This window comes from Streptomyces sp. CB01373 (assembly GCF_002803075.1).
Taxonomy (GTDB): Bacteria; Actinomycetota; Actinomycetes; order Streptomycetales; family Streptomycetaceae; genus Streptomyces.
Map to the genome: position 1 here is coordinate 65,448 of NZ_NNBK01000012.1, position 20,809 is coordinate 86,256.

21 protein-coding genes and 1 pseudogene are annotated in these 20,809 nt (G+C 72.3%); 12 read left to right on the forward strand and 10 right to left on the reverse strand.

Annotation, left to right across the window (positions count from 1 at the left end; all coding sequences use genetic code 11):
* Positions 1-61: 61 nt before the first annotated feature.
* The 10 genes from CG719_RS19890 to CG719_RS19935 all read right to left on the reverse strand — a co-directional run bounded on the left by CG719_RS19890 (position 62) and on the right by CG719_RS19935 (position 8,090).
* Positions 62-547: a 3-hydroxyacyl-ACP dehydratase FabZ family protein gene (locus CG719_RS19890; RefSeq protein ID WP_100570034.1), complete on the reverse strand. Its 486-nt coding sequence runs from the start codon at positions 545-547 to the stop codon at positions 62-64.
* Complete coding sequence (locus CG719_RS19895; protein ID WP_234375660.1) at positions 544-1,038, reverse strand: 3-hydroxyacyl-ACP dehydratase FabZ family protein; 495 nt, start codon at positions 1,036-1,038, stop codon at positions 544-546. Before CG719_RS19895 ends, CG719_RS19890 begins: the two co-directional genes overlap by 4 nt.
* Positions 1,035-1,298: an acyl carrier protein gene (locus CG719_RS19900; protein ID WP_100570035.1), complete on the reverse strand. Its 264-nt coding sequence runs from the start codon at positions 1,296-1,298 to the stop codon at positions 1,035-1,037. Before CG719_RS19900 ends, CG719_RS19895 begins: the two co-directional genes overlap by 4 nt.
* A 68-nt stretch (positions 1,299-1,366) precedes the next feature.
* Positions 1,367-2,461, reverse strand: a complete 1,095-nt coding sequence (locus CG719_RS19905; RefSeq protein ID WP_100570036.1) for a beta-ketoacyl synthase N-terminal-like domain-containing protein — start codon at positions 2,459-2,461, stop codon at positions 1,367-1,369.
* Between the two features lie 27 nt (positions 2,462-2,488).
* A complete protein-coding gene (locus CG719_RS19910; RefSeq protein WP_100570037.1) occupies positions 2,489-3,529 on the reverse strand; it encodes a thioesterase family protein in 1,041 nt (346 codons plus the stop codon).
* Positions 3,530-3,550: 21 nt separating this feature from the next.
* The gene (locus CG719_RS19915) at positions 3,551-4,399 is read right to left on the reverse strand and encodes an alpha/beta fold hydrolase (RefSeq protein WP_100570038.1); all 849 of its coding nucleotides are present in this window, start codon (positions 4,397-4,399) and stop codon (positions 3,551-3,553) included.
* Positions 4,396-5,358, reverse strand: coding sequence for a beta-ketoacyl synthase N-terminal-like domain-containing protein (locus CG719_RS19920; RefSeq protein WP_234375661.1), 963 nt, complete (start codon positions 5,356-5,358; stop codon positions 4,396-4,398). The genes CG719_RS19915 and CG719_RS19920 overlap by 4 nt, the downstream gene beginning before the upstream one ends.
* Positions 5,355-6,530 (reverse strand): beta-ketoacyl synthase N-terminal-like domain-containing protein, encoded by a 1,176-nt coding sequence (locus CG719_RS19925; protein ID WP_100570039.1) that lies wholly within the window; start codon positions 6,528-6,530, stop codon positions 5,355-5,357. The genes CG719_RS19920 and CG719_RS19925 overlap by 4 nt, the downstream gene beginning before the upstream one ends.
* A complete protein-coding gene (locus tag CG719_RS19930) occupies positions 6,527-7,783 on the reverse strand; it encodes a beta-ketoacyl-[acyl-carrier-protein] synthase family protein (RefSeq protein ID WP_100570040.1) in 1,257 nt (418 codons plus the stop codon). Before CG719_RS19930 ends, CG719_RS19925 begins: the two co-directional genes overlap by 4 nt.
* A gap of 55 nt (positions 7,784-7,838) precedes the next feature.
* Positions 7,839-8,090 carry an acyl carrier protein gene (locus tag CG719_RS19935; RefSeq protein ID WP_100570041.1) on the reverse strand — a complete coding sequence of 84 codons (252 nt, stop codon included), beginning with the start codon at positions 8,088-8,090 and terminating at the stop codon, positions 7,839-7,841.
* A 379-nt stretch (positions 8,091-8,469) separates the two neighbouring features.
* On the opposite strand from CG719_RS19935, the gene CG719_RS19940 reads away from it, so the two are divergent.
* The 12 genes and pseudogenes from CG719_RS19940 (at position 8,470) to CG719_RS20000 (ending at position 20,773) form a co-directional block, all read left to right on the forward strand.
* Entirely contained in the window at positions 8,470-9,654 is a 1,185-nt protein-coding gene (locus CG719_RS19940; RefSeq protein WP_234375662.1) for a cytochrome P450 family protein, read from the forward strand.
* A 135-nt stretch (positions 9,655-9,789) separates the two neighbouring features.
* Positions 9,790-10,014 carry an MbtH family protein gene (locus CG719_RS19945; RefSeq protein ID WP_100570043.1) on the forward strand — a complete coding sequence of 75 codons (225 nt, stop codon included), beginning with the start codon at positions 9,790-9,792 and terminating at the stop codon, positions 10,012-10,014.
* Between the two features lie 113 nt (positions 10,015-10,127).
* Complete coding sequence (locus CG719_RS19950) at positions 10,128-10,322, forward strand: ferredoxin (protein WP_100570044.1); 195 nt, start codon at positions 10,128-10,130, stop codon at positions 10,320-10,322.
* A 411-nt stretch (positions 10,323-10,733) separates the two neighbouring features.
* Complete coding sequence (locus CG719_RS19955; protein ID WP_100570045.1) at positions 10,734-11,648, forward strand: helix-turn-helix transcriptional regulator; 915 nt, start codon at positions 10,734-10,736, stop codon at positions 11,646-11,648.
* A gap of 483 nt (positions 11,649-12,131) precedes the next feature.
* A pseudogene (locus CG719_RS37545) lies at positions 12,132-13,775 on the forward strand (ATP-binding protein); the annotation flags it as partial.
* A 1,511-nt stretch (positions 13,776-15,286) separates the two neighbouring features.
* The gene (locus CG719_RS19970; protein WP_100570046.1) at positions 15,287-15,721 is read left to right on the forward strand and encodes a roadblock/LC7 domain-containing protein; all 435 of its coding nucleotides are present in this window, start codon (positions 15,287-15,289) and stop codon (positions 15,719-15,721) included.
* The gene (locus CG719_RS19975) at positions 15,718-16,092 is read left to right on the forward strand and encodes a DUF742 domain-containing protein (protein ID WP_100570047.1); all 375 of its coding nucleotides are present in this window, start codon (positions 15,718-15,720) and stop codon (positions 16,090-16,092) included. Before CG719_RS19970 ends, CG719_RS19975 begins: the two co-directional genes overlap by 4 nt.
* The gene (locus CG719_RS19980) at positions 16,070-16,690 is read left to right on the forward strand and encodes a GTP-binding protein (RefSeq protein ID WP_100570048.1); all 621 of its coding nucleotides are present in this window, start codon (positions 16,070-16,072) and stop codon (positions 16,688-16,690) included. Before CG719_RS19975 ends, CG719_RS19980 begins: the two co-directional genes overlap by 23 nt.
* 74 nt (positions 16,691-16,764) lie before the next feature.
* Positions 16,765-17,373, forward strand: coding sequence for a GAF domain-containing protein (locus tag CG719_RS19985; RefSeq protein WP_100570049.1), 609 nt, complete (start codon positions 16,765-16,767; stop codon positions 17,371-17,373).
* A gap of 174 nt (positions 17,374-17,547) precedes the next feature.
* Positions 17,548-18,576, forward strand: a complete 1,029-nt coding sequence (tdh, locus tag CG719_RS19990; protein WP_100570050.1) for an L-threonine 3-dehydrogenase — start codon at positions 17,548-17,550, stop codon at positions 18,574-18,576.
* A 52-nt stretch (positions 18,577-18,628) separates the two neighbouring features.
* Positions 18,629-19,828 (forward strand): glycine C-acetyltransferase, encoded by a 1,200-nt coding sequence (locus tag CG719_RS19995; RefSeq protein WP_100570051.1) that lies wholly within the window; start codon positions 18,629-18,631, stop codon positions 19,826-19,828.
* A 42-nt stretch (positions 19,829-19,870) separates the two neighbouring features.
* Entirely contained in the window at positions 19,871-20,773 is a 903-nt protein-coding gene (locus CG719_RS20000) for a LysR family transcriptional regulator (protein WP_100570052.1), read from the forward strand.
* Positions 20,774-20,809 lie beyond the last annotated feature (36 nt).

Here is a 20,809-nt window from a genome sequence, read left to right on the forward strand (position 1 = left end):
GTCGGTCGTACGTCGGCCGTATGCCGGCTGTACGTCGGCTGTACGTCGGCTGTACGTCGGCTCAACCGGCGGACGGCAGCAGCCGGCCGGACGGGCGGAACGCCATCACCATCCGCTCGACCGACATCACCACCTCGCCGTCGCACGAGGTCTCGCCCTCGAAAATCGCGGTGTCGGACAGGGCGCGGGAGAGCCGCGCCCGGTGCAGGAGCACGTCCCCCGGCAGCACCGGCCGGTGGAACACGACCCCGGAGAGCCCGCCGAGCAGCATCACCCGGTCCGTCGCGTGCGCTTCTCCCTGCTCGCCGGGGGAGCGCCAGGTCGCCAGGATGCCGGCGGTCTGGCCCCAGGACTCGATCAGGAGCGTCGGCGGGTACTGGAGGCAGACGCCGGCGTTGTGCGCGCCGACGCTGCGGTAGCACTGCTCGTTGCGGGTGATCGCCTTCGTCGCGGTGACGCTCTCGCCCGGAACCAGGTCGACGACCCGGTCGACGAGGAGCATGGGGAACCGGTGCGGAAGCAGGCGTTCGACCTGGACGGTGTTCATACGGCGACCTCGCCGGACAGCCGCAGCCGTACCGACGCGGCCTCGCCGCGCTCGGTGCTCGCCGTGGCCCGGCAGCGTACGGCGCCCTCGTGGTCGCGCAGCTCCAGGCGCACGGTGAGCAGATCGCCGGGGCGTACGGCACCGAGGAAACGGGTGGACTCCACCGCGAGCAGCCGGGGTTCGGGCATCCCGGACCGCTCGGCCACCGCGAGCGCGGCGCGCTGGACGCACTCGACGATGCAGACACCGGGGAAGATCGGGAAGTCGGGGTAGTGGCCGGCGAAGACCGGCTCCGTCCCGTCGATCGCGACGGTGGCCACCGCGCTGAGCACTCCGCCGCCTCCGGCGTCCGGCGCGGACCGGGCCACCGACGTCACCTCGATCCCGGCATCCACGGGGGAGGGTTTCGGGGCGTAGGACCTCGGGACGACCGGCTCGTAGGAGCCCCGGGCTACCGGCTCGGCGGGCGCCGCCGGTGGGGAGACGGTCACGCCGACACCGCCAGCTTGCGCTCCAGCAGCGCGCGCGCCTGGCTGAAGGTGCGGGCCGTCCGCATCTCCTGCTCGGTGAACTTGACCTGGTACTTCTTCTCCAGCACCACGACCAGCTCCAGCAGCAGCAGCGAGTCGACCTGCAACTCCTCCACGAAGTCGGTGGCCTCCTCTATGTCGGTGGCGTCGACGTCGATCACATCGGCCAGGGTCCGCCGCAGTTCTTCCTTGTCCAGCTTCTCGAAGGGCTGTGCCGTCATGACTTCCGCTCTCCTCCGTTCGTTTCGTTTCCCGGTACGGCCCGGTGGGTTCCGGGCCGGCCCGGTGCTCAGCGCAGCCGCAGCAGGGCGCAGCCGGTTCCGCCGTCGCGTTCCACCGCGGTGACCACCGCGACCCGCCCGGCGGTACCGGGCGTCCGCTCGGCGACCGCGAGCACGGAGGCGATCTGCAGGCTCACCGAGGCCGCCGACGCGTCCGCGAACAGCTCGGTGTTCGGCACCTGTTCGAGCGCTGCGGGGCCGAACGCCTCAGCCAGCACGGCGCGTTCGCGCGCGTCGCCGGCGCCGCACGGCACGGCCGCCCACACCTGCGACGGTTCCACCCCGGCGCGGTTCATGGCGCGGCGCAGACAGGAGCCGAGCACCATCGGCAGCCGGCCCTCGGCGAACACGCCGCTCTCCACGGCGAGCACCTCGGCCAGCACGTGTTCGGCGGCGACGGACTCCTCGGGTTCGAGGAGCAGCATGCCGGCGCCCTCGCCGAGCAGCGCCGGCCTCTCCTCGTCGGTCCGGGTGTGCCACTCCAGCCAGGACCGCTCGTTGGAGTACTCCTCCGCGGAGCCGCACAGCACCGCCTCGGCCCGGCCCGCGCCGAGCAGTCTGCGCGCGTAGTTCAGCGCGAGCAGCCCGGCCAGCCGGCCGCCGGCGATGGTGGCGTTCGGACCCTTGATCCGGTGCCGGATCGCACACTGGCCGGCCGCGCAGTTCATCACCGTGTTGGGCATCTGCGCCGGGTCGACGAAGTACGGCTGCTCACCGGTCAGCGAGTCACGGGTGAAGTCCATCATGCTCTGCGCGCTGCCGGTGGTGGTGCCGAGCACGACGGCCCCCCGGTCGCCGGTGGCGACCTCGCGGTTGCGCTCGGCGTCGTCGAGCAGCGCACCGACGGCGCTGACCGCGAGCCCCGTCACCCGGTCCATCGACCGGGTGCCCTTGCGGCCCAGCGCCGCGCGCGGGCTGAACCCGGGCACCAGCCTGGCCCGCTCGTCGGGCACCTGCCACTGCTCGCGGTCGATCCGGACGGCGGTCTCACCGCCCTTGTGCATCCCCTCGACGAACGCCGCACGCCCCATCCCGAACGGGGACACGGCCGACCAGGCGGTGATCACCGGTCTGCGGGCGGCGCCCCTGGTGTCGCTGCTCATGGCGACAGCTCCTTCCGGCAGGTCGGGTCAGCCGGCGGCGGGGGTCTTGCCGCCGAGCGCGGCCAGCACCTCGTCGTCGAAGGTGACCAGGGACCAGTCGCGCTCCGGCGACTCCTTGGTGACATAGCCGTGGGTGATGTGTCCGGTGGCGACCGGCACCAGCGCGCCGTCACGCACCACGTAGCAGTCCATCCGGGCGGTGAACAGGACGGCCTTGAAGATGTCCTCGACGGTGAAGACGGTGTACAGCTCGTCCTCGATCCGCACCTCGTCGGTGAGTTCGATGTCGCACTTGGTCACCACCGGGATCCAGTTGCGCTCGTCCAGCAGGCGCTGGATGGCGATGCCCCGGTCGGCGACGAACAGGTGCAGCACCTCCTCCATCTGCCGCAGGAAGCCGGACATCTGCATGTGGCTGGTGAAGTGGCAGTAGAAGTACGGCACTCGCCACTTCCAGCCGAACGCGTTGTCGTCGCCGATGATCTCGGCAAGGACCGGGTCGCCGGAGCGGGTGGTGACGCCGCGCTGCGCGGACAGGTCGATGTTGTCCACCGGGACGGCGGCGAGCGGCTTCGGCGCCGCCTGCCCCAGCCGCGGCACCACGAAGCGCGTCAGGCGCTCGGGCAGCGGCTTCGGGTCCGGTACGTGCTCGATGGCCCGGAGGGAGACCTCGACCTTGCTGGTCACCGCCTTGCGCGGCGCGCCGTCCCGCTCCACGGTCCCGGTGAGCGCGAAACGCAGCCGGGTGTCGGAGTCCTTGGTGACCGGCCTGACCTCGACGGCGACCGTGTCGTCCAGGGTGAGCACCGTGTGCAGCCGGGTGTCCACGGAGACCACGTCGAAGCCGGCGCCGTACTCGACGTAGAGGGCCGTGGCGCCCAGACCGGCGGCGCGGAAGTGCTCGAGCACGGCGGCCTCGAGCAGGTAGTGCACGTGCTTGAAGCCGATGGTCGTGCTGATGTTGCCGCCCTCGTAGGACGGACGCAGCGAGAAGTGGCCGGTGACGTCGAAGAAGTCGTTCAACGACTGCTCGGTCGGCTCGGGGGCACTGCTGATCGGGGACGTCATGCTGATCAGGCTCCTGTTCTGTCAAGCGGGTTGGTCGACGGCAGCGGGCGCGGGGCACCCGATCGCGTCGAGGAACTCACCGAGGGCCGCGGAGAAGGCGTCCGCCTGCTCCACCATCGGGAAGTGGCCGGCCCCGGGGATGAACCGGCAGCGGGCGTCGGGGAGATCGGCGGCGAGCGCCCTGCTCTCGGCGGGGACGGCGGTGAAGTCCTCCTCCCCGCCGACCACCAGCGAGGGCACCGTGATCAGGTCGGTGCGCAGCCAGGGCGTGTGCAGATAGCTGCGGAAGAAGCTCAGATAGCCGTACGGGCCGACCTGTTCGCAGACCCGCTGCGCCATGTCGCGGCGCAGCGAGGGGTCGAGCCGGGGTCCTGCCACCACCCGGATGCCCTCGTCCATGGTGCGGCGGAAGTTCTCCAGCATGCCGCCGACGACGCCGTACTCGAAACTCTCAGGATCACGGCGGTAGAACGGCGACACCAGTACCAGGCCCTCGATGCCGTGGCGTGCGAACGGGTCGCCGCCCCGGGCGAGTTCCTCGCCGAGCAGCTCAAGGAGCAGCACGGTGGAGAAGGAGTGGGCCACCACGATGCCGGCGCCGCCAGGCACCTGCCCGAGCGCGTCCGCGACCGCGCGGGAGGCGTGCGGGCCGTAGGCCCAGGCCGGTGACCGCCCGCCGCCCCAGGGGAGTTCGGCGGCCCACAGGTCCAGGCCGCCGGCCTCTCTCGCGGCCAACGCGTCCCATACTGAGGAGCTGTTGGCCAGTCCGTGCAGCAGGAGGGCACGGGTACCGCCGGTCGGCCGTTTGCGGTGCACCGTGCACGCGGAGTCGCCTGCCGGGTCCGGCGGCTGCGGCCGGTCGTGGCTCACCGGGCGTCTCCGGGGGCGAGCAGGAGGAGTCCGGCGACACCGTCGTCCCCGCGGCCGGCCAGCGCGTAGAGGGGGCCGGGCTCGCCCGCGTCGAACCGGCCGGTGGCGGCGGCGCACTGCGCCAGGCCCAGCGCGCCGGAGAGCGTGCCCCAGCCGTCGGGCATCCGGTGCCGGGGAACCCCGGCCAGCAGCTTCGCGGGCGGTTCGGTGCCGCCGGCGGTCTCCGGCGGGTACCAGCCGGCCGGGGTGCCGCCGCCGAGCGCGTCGAGCCGCCCGACGCACTCCTCGACCCCGCCGGTGCGTACGAATCCGCCCAGACGGGCCCTCGGCCGCACCCCGCGCGCCCGCGCGGTCTCGGCGCGCTCCAGGACCACCGCGACGGCGCCGTCCACGATCCGGTCGGCGCCGACCAGCTTGCGCACCACCTCGTTGTCCGGCTCGACCCCGACGACCAGCACCTGCTCGGCCCGTCCGGAACCCAGCAGGCCGGCGGCCCAGCGCAGCGCGTCGAGCCCGGAGGAGTCGCCGTTGCAGACGGTCAGGTTGGGGCCGCTCAGCTTGAAGCGGATGGCGATCTCGGAGGCGACGATGTTGCTGGAGGCGTTGGGGCTGTCCATGGGACTGGTGCCACGGGTCGTCTCGGCCGCGATGGTCGTGACCACCCGGCAAATGGTGTCCGCGTTGCCGTAGTTGGACGCCACCACGACACCCACGCCGCCGCCGTCGACCGACGGGCCGTCCGCGTCCCGCAGCGCGGCGTCGCACAGTCCGGCGAAGGCCGCGCACAGTCCGAGCCGGGTGGCGCGGTCCTTGTACTTCAGGCCCTTCTTGCCGAGCAGGGCGGCCGGATCCACCGGCTCCGCGGGGAAGGCCGGCCCGGCCACCAGATCCTCGGTGCCGGCCACCCCGGCCAGCGCCGGACCCACACCGCTGACCACGATCCTCGGGAACTCGTTCACCGGGCCGCCTCCAGAATGGCCACCGCGTTCAGTCCGCCGAAACCGAAGCCGTTGACCTGCGCCACCTCGACTCGACCGGTGGCCTCGGTGGTGTGCACCAGCCGCAACGCGCTCACGTCCTCGGTCGGTTCGTCGAGTTCGGTCACCGGCGGGATCCGCCCGGTGGACATGGCCCGCAGGGCCGTGATGAGGCTCAGCACCCCGGCCGAGCCCGCGGTGTGCCCGGTCATCGACTTGACGGCGGTCACCAGCGGCGCCCGCTCGTGCTCGCCGAACACCTCGCGCAGCGCCCGTACCTCCACCTCGTCGTTGAGCGGGGTACCGGTGCCGTGCAGCATGACCAGGTCCACGTTCTCCGGTTTCACCCCGGCCCGCCGGTGCGCCTGCCTGATCGCGGCGGCGACCCCGGCCTGGAGGGGCGCGGTGGTGTGGTGGGCGTCGCAGTTCACGCCGACCGAGCGCACCCGGCCGTGGACCCGGCGGTGACCGTCCGGCTCGCGGGCCAGCACGATCGCGCCCGCGCCCTCGCCGAGGATGGTGCCCTTGCGGTCGACGTCGAAGGGTCTGAGCCGGCCGGGCGGCTCCAGCTGGAAGGCGTCGGTCAGCCCGAACATGCTCTCGGTGATCGAGTCGGTGCCCGCCACGATCACGTGCTCCACCGCGCCGGAGTCCAACTGGTCGACGGCGAGCGCCAGCGCGTACAGCGAGGCGGAGCAGGCGTTGGAGAAGGTGTGCGTGTCGACCGCGCCGAAGCGTTCCCGCAGGGCGGTGCCGAAGTGCATCCGCCCGGATGGGGGTCCCCCCTGCTCGAGCGGAGCCGAGAGCTTGGGGGAGAACTCGGCGCCGTCACGCCACCACAGCTCCAGCGACCGCAGCTCCCGCAGCCCGGTGCCGACCAGGATCGGCACGTCGCGGAGGTCCTCACCGAGACCGGCGTCACGGGCCGCCTGACCGACCGCGTCGAGCAGGAACGCGGTCGCCCGGCCCGGCACGTCCACGCCCGGCGCGGGCCGGTCGTCGATCTCGAAGAGGTGTCCCGCCTTGAACTTCGACCGGTCGAAGCCGCGCAGCGCGGCCAGCCCGCTCCGCCCGGCGCACAGGCTCTCGAACAGCTCGGACGGGTCGCGCCCGATGCTCGCGACCGCGCCGATTCCGATGACGGGCCGGCTCATGAGGCCTGCTCCTCGTACTTGGCGAGGATCACGACGGCGTTGTTGCCGCCGAAGGCCATCCCGTTGTTCTGCACGATCCTCAGATCGGCGTCGACGGCGTGGTTGGGCACGCAGTCGACCTCGCACTCGGGGTCGGTCTCCCGGTGGTTGATGGTCGGCGGGATGAACCCGCCCTCGACGGCCAGGGCGCAGGCGATCGCGGCGAGCGCGCTGGCGGCGCCCATGGTGTGGCCGAGCATCGACTTCAGCGAGACGGTGCGCGGCGGCGCCTCGCCGTAGACGTCGCGGACCGCGCGGCTCTCGGTGACGTCGTTCGCCTTGGTGCCGGTCCCGTGCGCGGAGATCAGATCGACCTCGGACGGCTTCACCCCGGCGTTGTTCAGGGCCAGTTCCATGCAGCGGGCGATGCTGCCCTGGTTGGGCGCGACCGGGTGGTCGGCATCGCAGTTGAGCCCGTAGCCCAGGACCTCGGCGTGGATGGTGGCACCGCGGCGCAGCGCCGACTCCAGGCTCTCCAGGACCAGTACGCCGGCGCCCTCACCGGTCAGGATGCCCTTGCGGTCCTTGTCGAACGGCCGGCAGCAGTCCGGGGCGATCGTGCCCAGCCGGTAGAAGCCGGCGAAGGTCTTGCGGCACATCGCGTCCGCGCCGCCGCACAGCGCGAACTCCACCTCGCCGGTGCGCACCGCGTCGAAGCCGTAGCCGATGGCGTAGTTGCCCGCGGCGCAGGCGGTCGGGATGGTGACCGCCTCGACGTCCTCCAGGCCCAGTTCGTGCGCGACGGCCGTGGCCAGCCGGCTCGCCGGGACACGCCGGACCACCTGCGGGTCCATCTTCTCGGGGCCGTACTCGATCTCGGTCTCGACCAGACGGTCGAGGTCGTGCGATTCCCCGTCGGTGGACCCGATGGAGATCAGTCCGCGCTGTCCGCGCAGGATGTCCTCGCTCAGCCCGGCGTGGGCGACGGCCATCCTGGCCGCGGCCACCGAGAAGCGGGTGGCGGGGCCGAGTTCGTCGACGTCCAGATTGCGGATCCACTGACGCGGCTCGAAGCCGACCAGTTCGCAGCCGTTGGCGTGGGCGAAACCCTCGGTCGCGAACCTGGTGATCGGCTTGGCGCCGCTGAGCCCGGCCCGCAGCCCCTCGGCGAACTCGACCGCGCCCACACCGATGCTCGAGAAGACTCCGAAGCCGGTCAGGACCACGCGATGCGCTGGTGGTGCCGACCCGTTGCTGGTTGCAGTTGCACGCATGGTCTCTCCGTCCGGTTTCGATCGGCGGTGCCGCGGCGGTACCGCTCGGTCGTGACTACTTGCCGGCGGCTTCCGCGACGACCTCTTCCACGCCCTTGAGGTTGACCATGCGGCCCAGTTCGGCCTGGTCGATGACGACGTGGAAGTGCTTCTCCAGGGCGGCGAGGATCTCGATCGCGCGCAGCGAGTCGGCGCCGTGGTCCTCCTTGAACAGGCTGCTCTCGGTGACCTCGTCCTCCTCGAGCTCGAGAATGTCGCAGACGATTTCCTTGATTTTCTCGGACGTGCTCTCCGCAGAGGTCGTCATATCGATCCTGCTCCCTCGTGATGATGACGCCGGCCCGAACGAGCCGCGTATGGAATGGACGAGTTCGATCACCAGGGCCGGCACGGAAGTTCCCCGTTCGTACCGGCAATTCCTCTTGGAATTCGGCGCATCACTCACACGCCTCGGTGAACGTAGCCGGGGTGAACCGACGTTCACCAGACCGGTACGAAGAATTCGAATCAGCCACGCGTGGCCTGTCCCGGAGCGGCACATCGAAGATTCCGCATCAGCGCTGACGGACGCGCCCGGCCCGGCCAGGCTGGTGGGCCGGACGTGCCCCGCGAGCAGTGCGGAGGCTCACCGGACGACCGCAGGGAGAGCATCGATGGCAGCCGGCGGAGCGCTTTCGAAGCACTGGATGTTCAGTGACGCATACACCCAGAACCCGTATCCGACCTTCGCCGCGCTGCGCGCCGAACAGCCGGTGACCATGGTGCAGACGCCGGACGGAGCGCGGGCCTGGGTGGTCACCCGGCACGAGGACGTCCGCAACGCACTGGCCGACCCCCGGATGAGCCGGGACATCGGGAACCTGTACCGGGCGCTCGGCCGGCAGATCGGCAAGGAACTGCAGCCGGCCGACGAGATCACCCACCACCTGGCCAACTCCGACCCGCCGCGGCACACCCGGCTGCGCAAGGCGCTGGTGTTCGCCTTCACGCCCAAGCGGGTCGCGAACATGCGTCCCAGCCTGGAGAAGGTCGTCGACGGGCTGCTCGACGAACTCGCCGTACAGCCGCGTCCTGATCTGCTGGCCGGTCTCACCGAGCCGCTGCCGATCATCGCGATCGCCCAGCTCCTGGGCGTTCCCGCCGCCGACTGGCGGCAGTTCAAGGTCTGGTCGAACACGATGCGCTCCACCGACGCCGCCGATCCGACCGGTGTCCTGGCCGAGCACACCCGGCAACTGTCCGCGTACATGGCCGATCTGATCGCTGAGAAGCAGCGGCACCCGACCGACGACCTGGTCTCCGCGATGGTGCACGCCGAGGGCGACAAGCTGCTGACCCCGAAGGAGATCCTCTCCACCGCTTTCGCGCTGATGACCGGCGGCAACGAGACCACCACCGCCCTGGTGACCGGCTGCTTCGTGGGACTGCTGACCCACCCCGGGCAGGCCGAGCGGCTCAAGGCCGACCTCGACCGCATCCCGCGGGTCGTCGACGAGTTGATCCGGTTCGCCGGCCCCATGATGTACACCCTCCAGCGCCTGACCCTGGAGGACGTCGAGATCGCGGGCACCATGATTCCGGCGGGCGAGATCGTGATGCTCTCCCCGGCCAGTGCGAACCACGACCCGGAGGCCTTTCCCGACCGGCCGGACGAACTGGACATCGACCGCCCGAAACCGGTGCACCTCACTTTCGGGCACGGCATCCACTACTGCATCGGAACGCATCTGGCGCGGGCCCAGGCGGAGATATCGATCCGCCGTGTCTTCGAGCGTTTCCCGGAGGTCCGACTCGCCGTGCACCCGTCGGAACTTCGTTATCAGCCCGCTCTGCTCGTCAGGTCTCCGGCCGCGCTTCCCGTCCGGCTCTGACAATTCCCGGCAGCCTGTCCCGTTCGACGTTCAACTGTCCGGGAGGATTGAAATCACCGATACGAAGGATTCCCGCAATCGCCTGTGGAGACAACCCAGTTCAGGCGGACCGCATCGCAGGATGGAGAAGGGTATATGAGCACCAATCCTTTCGAGGACAACGACGCCGACTACTACGTGCTGGTCAACGACGAGGGACAGCACTCGCTCTGGCCGGCCTTCGCCGAGGTTCCGGCCGGCTGGACGGTCGCGCACGGCCGGGCCGGCCGGGAGGCGTGCCTGGAGTACGTCAACGAGAACTGGACCGACATGCGGCCGCTCAGCCTGGTGCGTGAGATGGAGGCGGCGGCGGGCGAGTAGCCGCCGGCCGCGGGCTGATCTGTGCGTGGGGCGGGCTCGCCCGTACGGCGGTGCCGCCGCGCCCGCACAGGTCAGCCCTTTTTCGGCCCCGAGGGCGTTCCGAGGAGGAAGTCATGAAGGTTCTCATCGACCAGGACACGTGCGTCGCCTCCGGCCAGTGCGTGCTGACCGCCGCCGACGTGTTCGACCAGCGGGACGAGGACGGCATCGCCGTCCTGCTCGACGACACCCCGCCCGCCGACCGCGCGGACGACGTCCGGCAGGCCGCCGCGGTCTGCCCGGCCCGGGCCATCCGCCTGGAGGAGTGAGGGAGCCAGGGGAAGGGGGCGCCGGGAGTGGCTCCGACCGCCCCCGGAGGTTTACTTCCCGGCAGAACTTTCTTTGCTCCAGGGGCCGTTGACGTGGAACATGTTGCGGAACTAGCGTCCCCTCCAGTTCACAGACATCATACGTGTCCCAGGTGGGCCCCCACGTCCCATGAGGGCTGGGGACTCGCGCCCGAACCGTCGGCGCCTGCCGTCCGAATCGCGCGGCCCGGCGGTCGGCAGTGCACGAACGGGGGCGCGGGCGCGGCCTTCCCCGGGCATGCCCCTCGCCGTACGGTCGAGCACTCAGGTGCAGCCAGATCCGGCCAGACGGGGTGAGGAATGCGGAACCAGTTCGGGGGAAGGTCGCATGAACACGGGGGAGCCGGCCGGGAGGGGGCGGGCCGGCACGACATGGACAAGGTCTTCCTGGACGTGCACTCCCTGATTGTCTCCACAGTGGCGAAGCACCGGGAGTACCGGGAGCACCGGGACGGGACGTCCGGAGAACCGCTCGCCACCGCGCTGAACCCGATCGACGCCGAGATCCTGGCGGCCGCCGTGGAGTTGGCGGACGGTGCCGGACGCTCGGTCGACGCCGTGCTCGCCTTACCCGGTCACGCGGAGGCCGTCTACGCGCTGCTGCGCGAACTGCTGCGCAGACGTGGCGACCTGGTGCGGCTCCGGATCCTGTGCACCCGTGACACACTCGACCACGAACTGGTGCGGGAGCTCGCCCGCAAGGGGCGCAAGGCCGTCCGCATCGCCCGCATTCCGCTGATGACGTCCCTGATCGTCGACGGCCGGACCACGCTGGTGTGCACCGAGACGGCCGGCGAGCGCCAGGCGTCCGTCCTGCGGGCGTCCTCCGTCACCCAGTGCGGCCAGACCCTCTTCGACACCGTCTGGAGTCACGCGGTCGACGCCACCGCCTGGGTGTGCCTGGGCGCCCATGCCCGCGTCGAACTCGTCCAGCAGATACTGCACTACCTCCACACCGGGGCCACCGACGAGGCCGCCTCGCGCGAACTGTCCATCTCCGTGCGCACCTATCGCCGGCACATCGCCACCATCATGGAGATCCTCGACGCCCGGTCCCGGTTCCAGGCGGGGGTGCGCGCCGCAGAACTCGGCCTGCTCACCCCCCGCGTCCGCCCGGGCGCGGAGCCGTCCCGCGGGCGTACTCCGGCGGGATGGGCGGCGGGCGGCGCCACACCACCACCGCGGGGCGCCTACTCCCCGGCCGCCCTGAGCTCCATCCAGTCCGTACCGCAACTGGCCCGGCGCCACTCCTACGAGCCCGATGCCGTCGCCGATCCCAGATCCTGACGCGTGGTCCGACACAGCGGGTGACGGTGCGGAGAGTGCCGGCCGGGGGAGGAGAGGGGCCATCGCTCCGGCCTGACGAGGCCGGACCGACGATGTGGCGGACGGCGGACGGCGGACGGCGGACGGCGGACGGCGGACGGCGGACGGCGGGCGGACGGCGGGGCCGGAGAGGGAGGCCCCTCCGGCCCCGCCGTCCGTTCGTGACCGGTTCTGACCAGGAACGATCGCTGTCTTTTCGGTTCGCCGCCGCGCGGCGGCGTGGGTGATCGCTCTGTCGTGCGAACGCTCATACCAGAGCGGGACGCTTCCTGGGGGATTTCGCCAACTGTCCACTTCACCTCGCGCGTTGGTGACTACTGTCAGTGGCCGTGGGGCGACGCGGGGCCGTACACGCGCCGCTGTCGACCGGCACAGCGATGGCGCATGCCCGCTCGCGCCCCGGGCGCGAGTACACAGGCCCGACGGACCCGTACAGAGGATCAGATGTCTCACCTCCGTGCACCGGCCGCCCGCGCAGACCGCCGTGAGGGCGGGCGGCACGGGCGGCCGGTGACCCGCACCGTGCCCTCGCTGCCCGAGACCCGCCTACGGCCTCAGCTGCTGCGCATGGCGGTGCTGCCGCCGACCTCGGTCGCCCTCAGCGCCGGCGCGGCCGTGATCTTCACCGTGCGCTCCACCGGCGCACGCCCCGGTCTCGTCCTGTGGGCCGTGCTCGCCGGAGCATTCGCGGTCACGGTCGCAGGCATCGTGATCGCCGCCGTCGCCGCCGGCCGGGCCGCCCGGTCGGTGCACGACCGGGTCGGCGTCCTGCGCCGCGGCACCGAGCGCCGCGAGGCCGAACTGCGCGGGCTCGTCGACGCCCTGCGCCGGGGCGAGGCCCCGCCGCGGCGCAAGCCGCACGGCGGCCCGCCGGAGGACACCGACGAGATCGACCTGCTCGCCGCCGACCTGGCACGCGCCCACGACGGGGCCCTCGCCGCCGTCGTGCACGCCGCCCAGCTCTCCAGCCGCACCGGCAGCGAACAGAAACTGGAGGTCTTCGTCAATCTCGCCCGGCGCCTTCAGTCCCTGGTGCACCGGGAGATCTCCATCCTCGACGAGCTGGAGAACGACATCGAGGATCCCGACCTGCTCAAGGGCATCTTCCACGTCGACCACCTCGCCACCCGGGTCCGCCGGCACGCCGAGAACCTCGCCGTCCTCGGCGGCGCCGTCTCCCGCCGCCAGTGGAGCAACCCGGTCTGCATGACGGAGGTGCTGCGCTCGGCCATCGCCGAGGTCGAGCAGTACTCACGGGTCAAGCTCGCCCCGCCGATCGAGGGGCGGCTGCGGGGCCACGCCGTCGCCGACGTGATCCACCTGGTGGCAGAACTCGTCGAGAACGCCACGCTGTTCTCCGCCCCGCAGACCCAGGTCCTGCTGCGCGCCAGCCTCGTCACCTCCGGGCTCGCGGTGGAGGTCGAGGACCGGGGCCTGGGCATGCCGGTCGGTGAGCAGGTCCGGATGAACGCCCTGCTGGCCGACCCCGACCAGGTCAACGTCGCGAGCCTGCTCGCCGACGGCCGTATCGGGCTGTACGTGGTCTCCCAGCTCGCCAGGCGGCACGGCGTCCACGTCCGTCTGCAGACCAATATCTACGGCGGAGTGCAGGCGGTCGTCGTCCTGCCGCAGGCCCTGCTGGGAGCGTCGACGGGAGCCTCCGGCACGTCGTTCGGGGCGCTGGACACCGGCGCACGGCCCGCAGTTCCGGTCCCAGGACAGTACGGCGGACCGCCGGCCCTGCACGGCGGCGGCACCCACCGCGCGCCGGCCGTCTCCGGCGGTCAGGGCACTGGCGTACGCCCCTCGCCGAGCCCCGTCACCGGCCTGCTCGGCGCCCCCGCCCGCCCCGGCGACACACGCCAACGCGAGGGCGGGATGCATCCCGTGACGGGCACGCGCGCGACTGGCGCCCACCGGCCCCCGGCCTCGCCCCACGCGAACGGCACCACCGGGCCCGCCACACCGGTGTCCGGGCGCGACACGCCCGTGGCCGCACCCCCGCCCGGGGCCGGGGACCGCGGGCCGATGTCCGTGCCTCCGTCTGGGGCCCGGCATGGCAAGCCGGCGCCCATGCCTGCTCCTGGGATCGGGATTGGCGGGCCGGTGTCCGGGCCTGGGGTCGGGGACGGCGGGTCCGTGTCCGTGCCCGAGTCTGTGGCCCTGTACGGCAGGCTGGCGCCCATGCCTGAGCCTGGGGTCGGGGGTGGCGCGCCGGTGTTCGTGTCCGGGCCTGGGGTCGGGGACGGCGGGTCCGTGTCCGTGCCCGAGTCTGTGGCCCGGTACGGCAGGTCGACGCCCATGCCTGAGCCTGGGGTCGGGGATGGCGGGCCGGTGTCCGGGCCTGGGGTCGGGGACGGCGGGTCCGCGCCCGTGCCCGAGTCTGTGGCCCGGTACGGCAGGCCGACGCCCATGCCTGCGCCTGGGGTCGGGGGTGGCGCGCCGGTGTCCGGGCCTGGGGTCGGGGACGGCGGGTCCGTGTCCGTGCCCGAGTCTGTGGCTTGGTACGGCAGGCCGGCGCCCATGCCTGCGCCTGGGGTCGGGGATGGCGGGCCGGCGCCCATGCCTGTGCCTGAGGCCGGGGATGGCGGGCCGGTGTCCGTGCCCGTGCCTGGGGTCGGGAATGGCATGGCGGTGTCCGTGCCCGCGCCCACATCCGGGGGTGATGAGCCGGTGTCTGTGCCCGCCCCCGCCGCCGTGCCCGGGGCTGACATCCCGACGTCTGTGCCCGAGCCTGTGTTCGGGGGCGACATGCCAGTGTCCGTATCCGCGCCTGCGTTCGGGGCCGACGCGTTCTCGGCCATGGCCGCGCCCATGGCCGGCGGCGACGCACCCCCGTCCGTACCCGCGCCCGTGTTCCGGCGCGACACACCCATGGCCGCGCCCGCGCCCGTGGGCGACACGCCCATCCCCGTACCCGCGCCCCCGCCCGTGGGCGACACGCCCACGCCCGTACCCGCGCCCACGCCCGGCGACGATCTGCTGCCCGCGCCCACCTCGCCCGTAGGTGACGTACGACCCGTCGAGTCCGTCGACCGCGACCACCGGGAGCACCTCGAACCCCTGCCGCGGCGGACCGCGCGTGAGGGGCAGGACAATCCCGCCGAAGCCGTGCCGGGGATCCGGCCCGCCGACCGGGCCGCCGTGGCGGCGAACGCCGGTGCGCCGCCCGTTCCGCGCGCCGGAGCGGTGCGCGGAACCATGGCGAGGCCCCAACTGCCCCGGCGGCGCGCCCAGGAGCACCTCGTGCCGCAACTGCGCGACGCCCCGGTGTCACGCCAGGAATCCGGGTACGTCACCGGCCACGACCCCGGGCTGATGGCCGCCTTCCAGCGCGGGATGGGCCTCGCGGAGTCGGAACAGCGCCGGGAGCCGGGCCCTGCGCGCGAGCCGCACTCCTCGGGCGCCACGCACCCCGCGTACCCCCAGGACGCGTCCGGGCCGGCGGAGGCGCGGCCCGTGCTCCTGCCGGGGCAGCACCTCACCGGCCGGCACGACGGGAGCGAGCCGGCCGGATGACCACAAGCCCGCCCAGCCCGGCCACCACCCCCGACCCCAGAGCTTGCGCAGACCTTCGGACCCCAAGGAGTCGATCCACCATGGTGAGCGATGCGCCGACCGGCCGTGTCTCCGACCTCGACTGGCTGATGAGCGGCCTCGTGCAGCGCGTACCGCACACCACCAGCGCGGTCCTGCTGTCCTGCGACGGGCTGGTGAAGTCCGTGCACGGCCTCGACCACGACAGCGCCGACCACATGGCCGCCCTGGCCTCCGGCCTGTACTCGCTCGGCCGCAGCGCCGGCGTCCGCTTCGGCGACGGCGGCGAGGTGCGTCAGGTCGTCGTCGAACTCGACGCGACGCTGCTGTTCGTCACCAACGCGGGTACCGGCACCTGTCTGGCCGTGCTCGCGGGCCGCGAGGCCGACGCGGCCGTGCTGGGCTACGAGATGGCGATGCTCGTCAAGAGCGTCCGCCCCTACCTGGAGACCGCGCCCCGGCAGCATTCCGTCGAATCCCGGGCGCTGCGGCCTTGAGCGCGGCGGCGGCCGGCGACAGGCCCTGGCTCGACGACGCGGCCGGACGGCTGGTGCGTCCTTTCACCGTCAGCGACGGCCGCACCCGGCCCAGCATCGCGCTCGACCTGATGTCCCAGGTGATGGCCACCGGGGCGGCGCCGCCGGTCCACCTCGGCCCGGAGCACGGCCAGGCACTCGACCTGTGCCGCGCCCCCCTCCCGGTGGCCGAGATCGCCGCCCATCTGAAGCTGCCGGCCGTGGTGACCAAGGTGCTGCTGTCCGATCTCGTCGACTGCGGGGCGCTGACCACCGGGCCCCCCGCGTACCACCACCCCACCGACCGGGCTCTTCTGGAGGCAGTGCTCGATGGACTACGACGACAGCTCTGACTACGACGACGGCCCCGGCCACTTCCCCACCGCGCTGAAGATCCTCGTGGCGGGAGGCTTCGGGGTGGGCAAGACGACCTTCGTCGGCGCGGTCAGCGAGATCGCGCCGCTGAGCACGGAGGAGTTGCTCACCACGGTCAGCGCGGCCACGGACAACCTCGACGGCGTGGAGAACAAGGTCGAGACGACCGTCGCGATGGACTTCGGCCGCATCACCCTCGACCCGCGGCACGTGCTCTACCTGTTCGGCACGCCCGGCCAGGAGCGCTTCTGGTTCATGTGGGACGAGCTGTGCGAGGGCGCCCTGGGCGCGGTGATCCTCGCCGACACCCGCAGGCTGGAGGAGTGCTTCGCCGCCGTCGACTTCTTCGAACGACGCGGCCTCGCCTTCGTCGTCGGCGTCAACGAGTTCGACGGTGCCCACCGCTACGATGCCGAGGAGGTGCGCGCGGCCCTCGATCTCGACCCGCGGATCCCCGTGGTCCGCTGCGACGCCCGTATCTCCAGCTCCGGCATCCAGACCCTGCTGACCCTCGTCCGGCATCTCATCGCCCACGCACCCGCCGTCCCCGCACCGGCCCGGGGCGCGCACGGATGACCCCGGCACACTGACCCCCGCACACCGTCACGGAGCCCGTACATGACATACGCCGACAGCGACGGAGCCCGGCCATGAGCTACGAGCCGCCCCGCCCGGCCGGTCGCCTGCTGCTGACCCCGGAGGACAAGGACGCCCCCGCCCGCACCGAGCGGCTGCGCCGCCTGGGCCTGGGGGAGCGCCCCGAGCCCGCTCTCGACGCCTTCGCCGACCGCCTCGCCGCGTTCACCCGGGCGCCGTACGCGATGGTCAACTTCCTGGACGAGCGGGGGCAGTTCTTCGCCGGGCTGCACCGGCCCGAACGCGACGTCCTGAGCGTCGACACCGAAACCGACACCGACACCGGAGGCGACGGCGACGGAGGCCGACGTGAGCTGGGCCGCCGGCTGGCCCGCGACTACGGCTTCTGCCCCCATGTCGTGGTGCGGCACAAGGCCCTGGTCCTCGAGGACGTCCGCGACTATCCGCGGTTCGCGGGCAACGCGATCGTGGACGAGTACGGCATCCGCTCCTATCTGGGCGCACCGCTCATCGACAGTACGCAGATGGTGCTCGGCACGGTGTGCGTCGTCGACGTCGAACCGCGGCCGTGGGGCCGGGAGGGGCTGCGGACCATCAAGGCGGCCGCCGCGGAACTCGCCCCACGGCTGGAACGCCGGGAGCCCGAGGGCTTCCTGTTCTGACCTGTGCCGACGCCCGGGAACGGCGTGAAGCGGAGCTGTGGCCGTGCTTAAGAAATCCTCGATGGACCGGCGTGCCGCCGTACGGCAGATTGCTAACGGAATCCACCCCTCCCCCGGACGCGGGCTGCCCTGGCACGCCCTGACCCGGGGCCCGGAACCACAGGAGCGGTAGCGTTGAAGGCGCTGGTCAAGCAGAAGGCGGAGCCCGGGTTGTGGCTCGCGGACGTCCCCGAGCCCGTCATCGGACCCGGCGACGTACTGATCAAGGTCCTGCGGACCGGCATCTGCGGCACCGACCTGCACATCCGGGCCTGGGACGGCTGGGCCCAGCAGGCGATCCGCACCCCGCTCGTGGTCGGGCACGAGTTCGTCGGCGAGGTCGTCGAGACCGGCGCGGACGTCGACGACATCAAGCCCGGCGACCGGGTCAGCGGCGAGGGCCACCTGGTGTGCGGCAAGTGCCGCAACTGCCTGGCCGGACGCCGCCACCTGTGCCGGGCCACCATCGGCCTCGGCGTCGGACGCGACGGCGCGTTCGCCGAGTACGTCGCCCTGCCCGCCGCCAACGTCTGGGTGCACCGCGTCCCCGTCGACCTCGACATCGCCGCGATCTTCGACCCGTTCGGCAACGCCGTGCACACCGCGCTGTCCTTCCCGCTCGTCGGCGAGGACGTCCTGATCACCGGTGCCGGCCCGATCGGCCTGATGGCGGCGGCCGTCGCGCGGCACGCCGGCGCGCGCAACGTCGTCATCACCGACGTGAGCGAGGAGCGTCTGGAGCTGGCCCGCAAGATCGGCGTGAGCCTCGCCCTCAACGTCTCCAAGGACACGATCGCCGAGGGACAGCGCACGCTCGGCCTGCGCGAGGGCTTCGACGTCGGCCTGGAGATGTCCGGCCGCCCCGAGGCGATGCGCGACATGATCGCGAACCTGACGCACGGCGGCAAGATCGCGATGCTGGGCCTGCCCGCCCAGGAGTTCCCCGTCGACTGGGCCCGCGTCGTCACCTCGATGATCACCATCAAGGGCATCTACGGCCGGGAGATGTTCGAGACCTGGTACGCCATGTCGGTACTGCTGGAGGGCGGCCTCGACCTCGCTCCCGTCGTCACCGGCCGGTACGGCTACGAGGACTTCGAGGAGGCCTTCGCCGACGCAGCCAGCGGCAAGGGCGGAAAGATCATCCTCGACTGGACCGCGTGACCGCGTACCTCACCTTCTCCGCCTTCCGCCGGCACCTTCAAGGAGCACCCTGATGTTCGACTCCGTGCGCGACGACCTGCGCGCCACCCTCGACGAGATCCGCGCCGCCGGGCTGCACAAGCCCGAGCGCGTCATCGGCACCCCGCAGTCCGCGACCGTCGCGGTCACCGCGGGCGGCCGCCCCGGCGAGGTCCTCAACTTCTGCGCCAACAACTACCTCGGCCTCGCCGACCACCCCGAGGTCGTCACCGCCGCCCACGAGGCCCTGGACCGCTGGGGCTACGGCATGGCCTCCGTGCGCTTCATCTGCGGCACCCAGGAGGTGCACAAGGAGCTGGAGGCCCGGCTGTCGGCGTTCCTCGGCCAGGAGGACACGATCCTGTACTCCTCCTGCTTCGACGCCAACGGCGGCGTGTTCGAGACGCTGCTCGGCCCCGAGGACGCGGTCATCTCCGACGCCCTCAACCACGCCTCGATCATCGACGGCATCCGGCTGTCCAAGGCCCGCCGCTTCCGCTACGCCAACCGCGATCTCGCGGACCTGGAGCAGCAGTTGAAGGAGGCCACCGAGGGCGGGGCGCGCCGCAAGCTGGTCGTCACCGACGGCGTGTTCTCGATGGACGGCTATGTGGCGCCGCTGCGCGAGATCTGCGACCTCGCCGACCGCTACGACGCCATGGTCATGGTCGACGACTCCCACGCCGTCGGCTTCGTCGGCCCCGGCGGCCGCGGCACCCCCGAACTGCACGGCGTCATGGACCGCGTGGACATCATCACCGGCACCCTCGGCAAGGCGCTCGGCGGCGCCTCCGGCGGCTACGTCGCCGCCCGCGCCGAGATCGTCGCCCTGCTGCGCCAGCGCTCCCGGCCGTACCTGTTCTCCAACACGCTCGCCCCGGTGATCGCGGCGGCCTCCCTCAAGGTGCTGGACCTGCTGGAGTCCGCGGACGACCTGCGGATCCGGCTCACCGAGAACACCGCGCTGTTCCGCCGCCGGATGACCGAGGAGGGCTTCGACATCCTCCCCGGCGACCACGCCATCGCCCCGGTGATGATCGGCGACGCGTCCGAGGCGGCCCGCATGGCGGAGCTGCTCCTGGAGCGCGGCGTGTACGTGATCGGCTTCTCCTACCCGGTCGTGCCGCAGGGCCAGGCGCGCATCCGCGTGCAGCTCTCCGCCGCGCACTCCATCGAGGACGTGAACCGCGCGGTGGACGCGTTCGTCGCGGCGCGCGCCGAGCTGGAGGGCTGAGCCGGGAGCCGACCGGTCCCAGGTCTTGCGATAATCGTTCGCATGATCGAAGCGCGGCGGCTGCACATCCTCCGTGCGGTGGCCGACCACCGCACGGTGACCGCCGCTGCCGCCGCGCTCTACCTCACCCCCTCGGCCGTCTCGCAGCAGCTCACGGCCCTGGAGCAGGAGACCGGTCACCGGCTGGTCGAGCGCGGCGCCAAGGGCGTACGGCTGACCCCGGCCGGGGAGATCCTGCTCAGCCACACCAACGCGGTCCTCGCCCAGCTGGAGCGGGCGGAGGCCGAGCTCGCCGCCTACGGCTCCGGCGAGGCCGGCACGGTGACGGTCGCCGCCTTCGCCACGGGCATCGCGCAGGTGGTGGCGCCCGCGGTGGCCCGCCTGGCCGGTACGGCGCCCGGCATCCGCATCCGCGTGCGGGACGCGGAGGGCGACGCCAGCCTGCCGATGGTGCTGGACCGGCAGGTCGACGTGGCGGTCGCCGTCGAGTACCGGGGCGCGCCGTCCGCCGACGACCCCCGGCTGACCCACGTGCCGCTGTACGCCGAGCCGTTCGACGCGGTCGTTCCGGTCGCCCACCGGCTGGCCGACGCCGCCGAGGTCCAGCTCGCCGAGCTGGCCAAGGACACCTGGATCGGCCCCTACCCCGGCAACCCCTGCCACGACGTGGTCGTCCTGGCCTGCGAGAGCGCCGGCTTCCAGCCCCGCCTGGAACACTCCTCCGACGACTTCCGCGCCGTCGTGGCCCTTGCCTCGGCCGACGCGGGCGTGGCCCTCGTCCCTCGCTCCGCGCTGCGCGGCATGGACCTCACGGGCGTGGTCGTCCGGCCCGTGGACGGCGTGGCGCCCACCCGACGGGTCTTCGCGGCGGTGCGCCGGGGAGCCGAGGGGCACCCGCTGATCCGCCCGGTGCTCCAGGCCCTGGACGAGGCGGCGCAGGCGTAGGGGGGTGCCCGCGGCTTCCTCGGGCCGGCTGTCAGT